This window comes from Paenibacillus sp. sgz302164 (assembly GCF_056120505.1).
In genome coordinates this window covers 1-5,763 of record NZ_JBVYOL010000063.1, presented here as the reverse complement: position 1 = coordinate 5,763, position 5,763 = coordinate 1, and the positions used below count along the sequence as shown (strand labels likewise).

The 5,763-nt window shown below is 45.2% G+C and carries 5 protein-coding genes and 1 pseudogene; all 6 read right to left on the bottom strand.

The genetic code is table 11. The annotated features are described in order from the left end of the window. Positions 1–87: 87 nt before the first annotated feature. Positions 88–1,362: a hypothetical protein gene (locus AC0LWT_RS38865; RefSeq protein ID WP_474687331.1), complete on the bottom strand. Its 1,275-nt coding sequence runs from the start codon at positions 1,360–1,362 to the stop codon at positions 88–90. 565 nt (positions 1,363–1,927) lie between these two features. Beyond that, a complete protein-coding gene (locus AC0LWT_RS38860; protein ID WP_474687329.1) occupies positions 1,928–2,434 on the bottom strand; it encodes a hypothetical protein in 507 nt (168 codons plus the stop codon). A gap of 10 nt (positions 2,435–2,444) precedes the next feature. Beyond that, positions 2,445–3,305 (bottom strand): hypothetical protein, encoded by an 861-nt coding sequence (locus AC0LWT_RS38855; protein WP_474687328.1) that lies wholly within the window; start codon positions 3,303–3,305, stop codon positions 2,445–2,447. A gap of 163 nt (positions 3,306–3,468) precedes the next feature. Further along, positions 3,469–3,912, bottom strand: a complete 444-nt coding sequence (locus tag AC0LWT_RS38850) for a hypothetical protein (RefSeq protein ID WP_474687326.1) — start codon at positions 3,910–3,912, stop codon at positions 3,469–3,471. Between the two features lie 396 nt (positions 3,913–4,308). Further along, entirely contained in the window at positions 4,309–4,797 is a 489-nt protein-coding gene (locus AC0LWT_RS38845) for a hypothetical protein (RefSeq protein ID WP_474687324.1), read from the bottom strand. Between the two features lie 18 nt (positions 4,798–4,815). Then, positions 4,816–5,763 (bottom strand): annotated as a pseudogene (locus AC0LWT_RS38840) (hypothetical protein); the annotation flags it as partial.

Genomic DNA, 5,763 nt, shown 5'->3' with positions numbered 1-5,763 from the left:
CCATAGTGAAGGATCGCTCTTTCAAACGGAACAAACAGACAAAAGCTAACAAATTCACGAAGACCAAGCGGCGGGGGCTATAACCGCTTAACCTGACAACATTGGCGGTGGAGGTGGCGTCCCTTGCTTCGGCTCGTCGTCAAACGGCGCATACGAGGTGCGGTCTCTTCCTTCCGCCCTTACGTTGGCTCCGAGAAAGTGGTACTCGCTCTCGATCGAGAAGCCGCTTTGTGCGCTCAGCTTCTTCGCCATGAGCTGACTCTGCGCGTAGATGACCACACGCTTGGGCGTGTAAAGCGAGATGTCCGCCTTCGCGTTCAGCGTCAGCTTCTTGTGGCTCGTCATCGTCACGCCCGTCGCATCGTCGAAGCTCAGCTTCAGCGGCTCCTTGCTCCCGCCCGTCAGGTTGATCGCTGTCGGTGTCAGCTCCAGTTCGCTACCGTGCTCCGTCCCGAAGTAGCGTTTGCTCGGGTCGCCGGTTTTGGCGCAGCTGCCGCCATTGGTGCGCACCGCCCCTACGACAATCGCCTGCCGTCCCTCGGCATCGGGTATGTACAGGCTCGCGCGAGTCCCCGCCTTCGGCATGCTGTACATGGCGCTGCCGGTCGCCGGCGCGAACGGGAACCAATGCGCCTTGTCCTTAGGCTGCTCGCGGTCCACGCTCAGATGCAGCTTCACCTGCTCGCCCTTGACCTCCAGCACTTCCCCTTCCAGCGAGACGCCCGCCAGCTTCTCGTTATAGATAGGGCTCCTGCGAATCCCCTCTGCTCGTGACAAACGGTACGTGTACACGAACTGTCCGCGATTCATGCGCCCGGTAACTTCGCCAACCACCATCCGTTTGCCGCGGAATTCAAGCTCATCCCCTAGGGACAAGCGCTCCATGCTGTCTACCTCATAATAAAAGAAATCCGTATCGTGCAGCCCTGCCTCATAACCGCCGGCCCGCTGAAAAGCCAACAAGTCCTTACCCGCCTTATACGGCGTATCCTCCGGCAGGCTGACGCTTTTTCCTTGCGGCATGCCAAAAAACAGCTTGGGCCTTGCTTCCAAGATATCACAGACGACGACGCTTTGGAAATGGCTTGCCAGACGCTTCAGCAGCTCCCAGTCCGTCTCCTCGTACTGGATCACCGGCGCCCCGATCGCTGCTCCTTGGCCTACGCTGTACAGCACATCCTGCTGCGGATAGGCTTGCAAGAGCTCCCGGATGAGCGCTGGATAGTCCATCGACTCATCCTGAAACGTTCGCCGCCGCTTGGCGACATCCAGCATATGCGAACCGGACAGCCCTTCCAGTTCGATGCCGTATATGCCGTTGGCATGCGTCATATTCACTGCGCTCACAAAGCCCTTGAACAACGTCGTTTCCCGCTGGCCGTCGTATTCATAGACATGGATCTCATCAGATTGTTGCGGACAATTTGCAGATAAGTCCTGATAATATGAATGGTCGGGCTAACTACTCCAAAAGATGCTTTGCCTTTTCATCCTCTCTATCGGGGCGGCTTATTCTACAATTGCGAAGAATTTTGAAAAAGCGCAAGAAAACGAAGATAACAAAAAACAGGTCAATCATGGTGGTATCTGACCATAATCGACCTGTTCCATATAACGGAATAGCATTATTTAGGGTATAAAATTCAAGCATTTGATGTACGTACAGCCGAAATGGAGAAATCTTTATACGGGTATTACATGGGTTAGAAGTGTTACTGTTTTAATGATGGGTTCATTCGGTACTGGGTGGGGTATTTTTGAAATAGCCGCCACTTGTATGATTATTTTTTTTAGCATATAGCAGCGGATAAAAATAGAACCACAACACGGCGGCTAGCTCGCGTTGTGGCGTATAATTAACTAATTATTTTATAAACTGAACTAATGGTAACTTAGGATAATAACTAAATTAATCGTATTATAGAACCTAACTGTTCGCATCAAGAGCGTTAAGGGCCTCATCGCTTATGTCTTGTGGCAGTAGTTCTCTAGTAATTGCCCCAGAGTTTCGCGGCCATCCACGTGTACCGCATACTAATTCATTATGGTGGTAGCCGATTCTTCCGCCCCTCTCAAAAAGTTTAATTATTGGATCATATAAATCATGAAATTTCAATGCAATAGGTAATTCTTGGTCAACTGCATATGCCCAGTCAATATAGTAAGTACAAAGGTATTCAACAACCCAGTCAATATTAGAATTGTCTTGTTCAATATAATTCTCCTTTATATGACTTGGTACATCAAACTGAACAATTTCAACTGCATTAAAAATTGCACGCCTGTTATCACCTATGGAATTAGAATCTAAAAAAATATTACCCCTTCTAATAAACTCAGTTACTAAAACAGCGTGGGAAGGCTTATCATAATCCCTTATTTCCCAATTAATACTTTGCACCCTTTTCTTTGCCTTTTCAAAATTAACATTCATTTCTATCACCTCAAATTTTTGGTTTGAAACCTGGGAAACCTTCAGGCTGTGGTGGTGCCAACTCGTGAGCACCCTTTGTACTTTCGTTCTTCGTACCACCATTAAATTCATTTATATCGCGGTAAGGTAATCCATCTTTCATCATTTTACTTTCTGCTAGCTCATGGTCAGCTAGTTTCCTAAACCACGCTTTTTCCGCTTCATTCAACTCTCTTACTAATGCCTGCTCCCATCCATAAGCAACGTCAATTACGGGATCAAAATAACCTTTATAATAATACTTCCCATTAATTGTGTCTACTAAGTTAATGTGCTCAGTCAATATCATATGTTTCTTTAATTGTACCGCTTCTTCTAAACTTAAACCGGTATTTCCGGCGAACTTTTCTATCTCCTGCATATCTAATCCTGATGCTCTTAATTTCTCATATGTTTTTAACGCAATCTCTTCCTGCTTGAAACTAGGGATAAATTTTATTGGTTCGCCCCGTGGTTCGATAGGTTTAATAGGTGGAACATTACCCGTCCCCTTAGAGCCTGAACCACCTCCACCCTTTCCATGGCCGACTGAATCGCCTTCGCTTTTCATATAATTCGATATTTTCCCCGTTGCGTCCTGGAAGAGTTCCCTTAGCGTTGTTGTTTCAGGTATACCTCCAAGCATTCCTGCCTTCTGCGGCGCAAACGGGTTAATAAATTCTGCATCCAAAATCTTATTCATATCCTGGGTAAGCTTTGCGTAACTTTTACCTAGGGTTGTGCCCTCTTTACTCAGCAATTGTGCAAACTGATCGGATTTTGCGCTTATATTTGCAATCTCTGTCACCTGCACCGACTTCGTGCCACTCAGCACCAACTTTTCAGCTTGCATCGCCCTGGATGCTGCTCCTGCCTCGCCACCGACGAAAAAGGAGGCTATGGTAAGTACCAATTCCGTTCCATATTTGCTTCGACTATAGGTATCTCCATTGATGACGTTTTCCTTGAAATCCCGCTTTACGCCTTCCCAGACTCCCGCCAGTGTTCTCAGCAGCTCATCTCGATGCTCCTTGTCGGCGTAGTATTTGCCTGTAAAAACGATGGGGTTCGCAACAAACTCCTAGAGGATTCTTTACGGCAAAATCTAATTCCTTCCACAACAAGTCTGCCAAACCTAGAACGGTTTCCTCTACAATCATTCCGATGCCTGCCAGGATGCCAGCGCTCATCGGATCAAATTCCTTGTACGCTTCCCATGCTTTCTTGATGGGTCCGAAAAGCGCACCGGATGCCGCGCCGCTCATCAATTCCCGGAACGCATCGGCGGGGGAATAATCGCTAAAGTCGCTCACTTCCCCTCGACGGATGTCCGAGGCAGCTTTCGTTCCTACTGCGATAGCTCCCGCTTCCATCACGCCGGCTGCCACGGCTCCGATCACCACCGCCCCGGCTCCTAACGTCGCTACGGTGACTGCCGCAACTACCGCTACCACGGCCACAATCGCGAGTGCGCCCAATTAATTGACTGATGAGTTCATTCGACACTGGGTGGGGTCTTTTTGAACAGCCGCCGCCGCTCATTTTCGTTGAGTGGTTATTTGCGTTATTTATGATATAGCCACGGGTGAAAAAAAAGAAACCGCATCACGGGCGGCTTACTCGCTTTGCGGCATTGTTGATTGTATTAGACAATCTTGTTTTTAAGGTTAAAAATAAGATTACATGAACGTCTTACCAAACCAGTTCATCCATTTTCCTAACACATCCGTTGAAGGTTCTGCGAGAACAGAATTCTATCTAGTGTTGTGCCTAGAAAATGACTAATTTAGTAGGCTACACAAAATTATTGATAGACACTGTAAGTGCCATCCCTTCATCACTCTCATTAGTAATATTCATAGATGGCTTATGTCAATAGGTTCCATTCCCACAAAATTTTCATACCATTCACCCAAAGGGATAAAAGTAACATTTATTATATCTAACTCCCGATATTTAAGAACAAACAAACCTCCTCTTTCAAAAATTTTGATTAATGGTTCATATACATTTAGATATTTACCATAATTCGGGTTTTTATCAGCATACTTCGCTAATTGTATATAATACTCGAGTATTTTTGTTTCATACTTGTTCTTATTTAGCAATTTGGAAGCTTCTGAGTTACAATAGTACAAAATATCCACTTCCTCCTCAACATCACCGAGTAATTTAGCTATATTTGCAAACAAAGGTGGTCTTGGTAATATTGATTCTTCCTTGAAAAATTGAGCCATTCTTCTCAAAAACTCATAGCCTAAGTCAGCATCTTCCTTCGATGACCTTGTACCCACAAAATCCCATTTAATGCTATTTATTCTTAATACCGCGTTACTAAGATACATATTGTCCCACCTCAAAAATTAATAGTCGTTACTATCATTAAAAAAATTGTCTTCGAAATCTTTTGATACTTGTTTCTCACTGTATCCTGGAAATGGTTCACTCGGATTCGGATCTGATAGATTTGTTTCATCATGTGCATTTTTTTCATGATCTTTATTATATCCTTTGCCATTCCACGCAGATGGATCTCTTAGTGGTTTTCCACTTTTCATTATTTCTTTTTCTTTTAGTTCATGATTTGCAAGTCTTCTAAACCATTCTTTTTCTGTATCTGTAAGTTCCTTCAATTGAGCCTTCTGCCAAGCAAAAGCAATGTCTTGATCGGCTTGAAAGTACAACTTTTCAAGTGCTTTACCATCTACTGATAGATCATAAACAGTTAAAAATAAATGTTGCTTCATCATTGCAATCTCTGATTCGGTTAACCCTGTATTTTTGGCCACCGTTGGCACATCTTCTAAACCTGTTTTTCTAATTTCAATATATTTCCTCTCCAAAAAGGCGTCAAATCCATTTTTCGGAGCTGTAATGTATGGTCTCATTTCCGCAGGGTCAGTTAGATACTTACCCTCATGTGTTCCCCTAGCTTTATCTGTCTCCCTAAATTCACCCGTCCCCTTAGAGCCTGAACCACCTCCACCCTTTCCATGGCCGACTGAATCGCCTTCGCTTTTCATATAATTCGATATTTTCCCCGTTGCTTCCTGGAAGAGTTCCCTTAACGTTATTGTTTCAGGTATACCTCCAAGCACTCCTGCCTTCTGCGGCGCAAACGGGTTAATAAATTCTGCATCCAAAATCTTATTCATATCCTGAGTAAGCTTCGTGTAACTTCTCCCCAGGGTAGTGCCCTTTTCACTCAGTGATCGTACAAACTGATCGAATCTTGCGCTTATGCTTGCAACCTCTGTCACCTGCACCGACTTCGTGCCACTCAGCACCAACTTTTCAGCTTGCATCGCCCT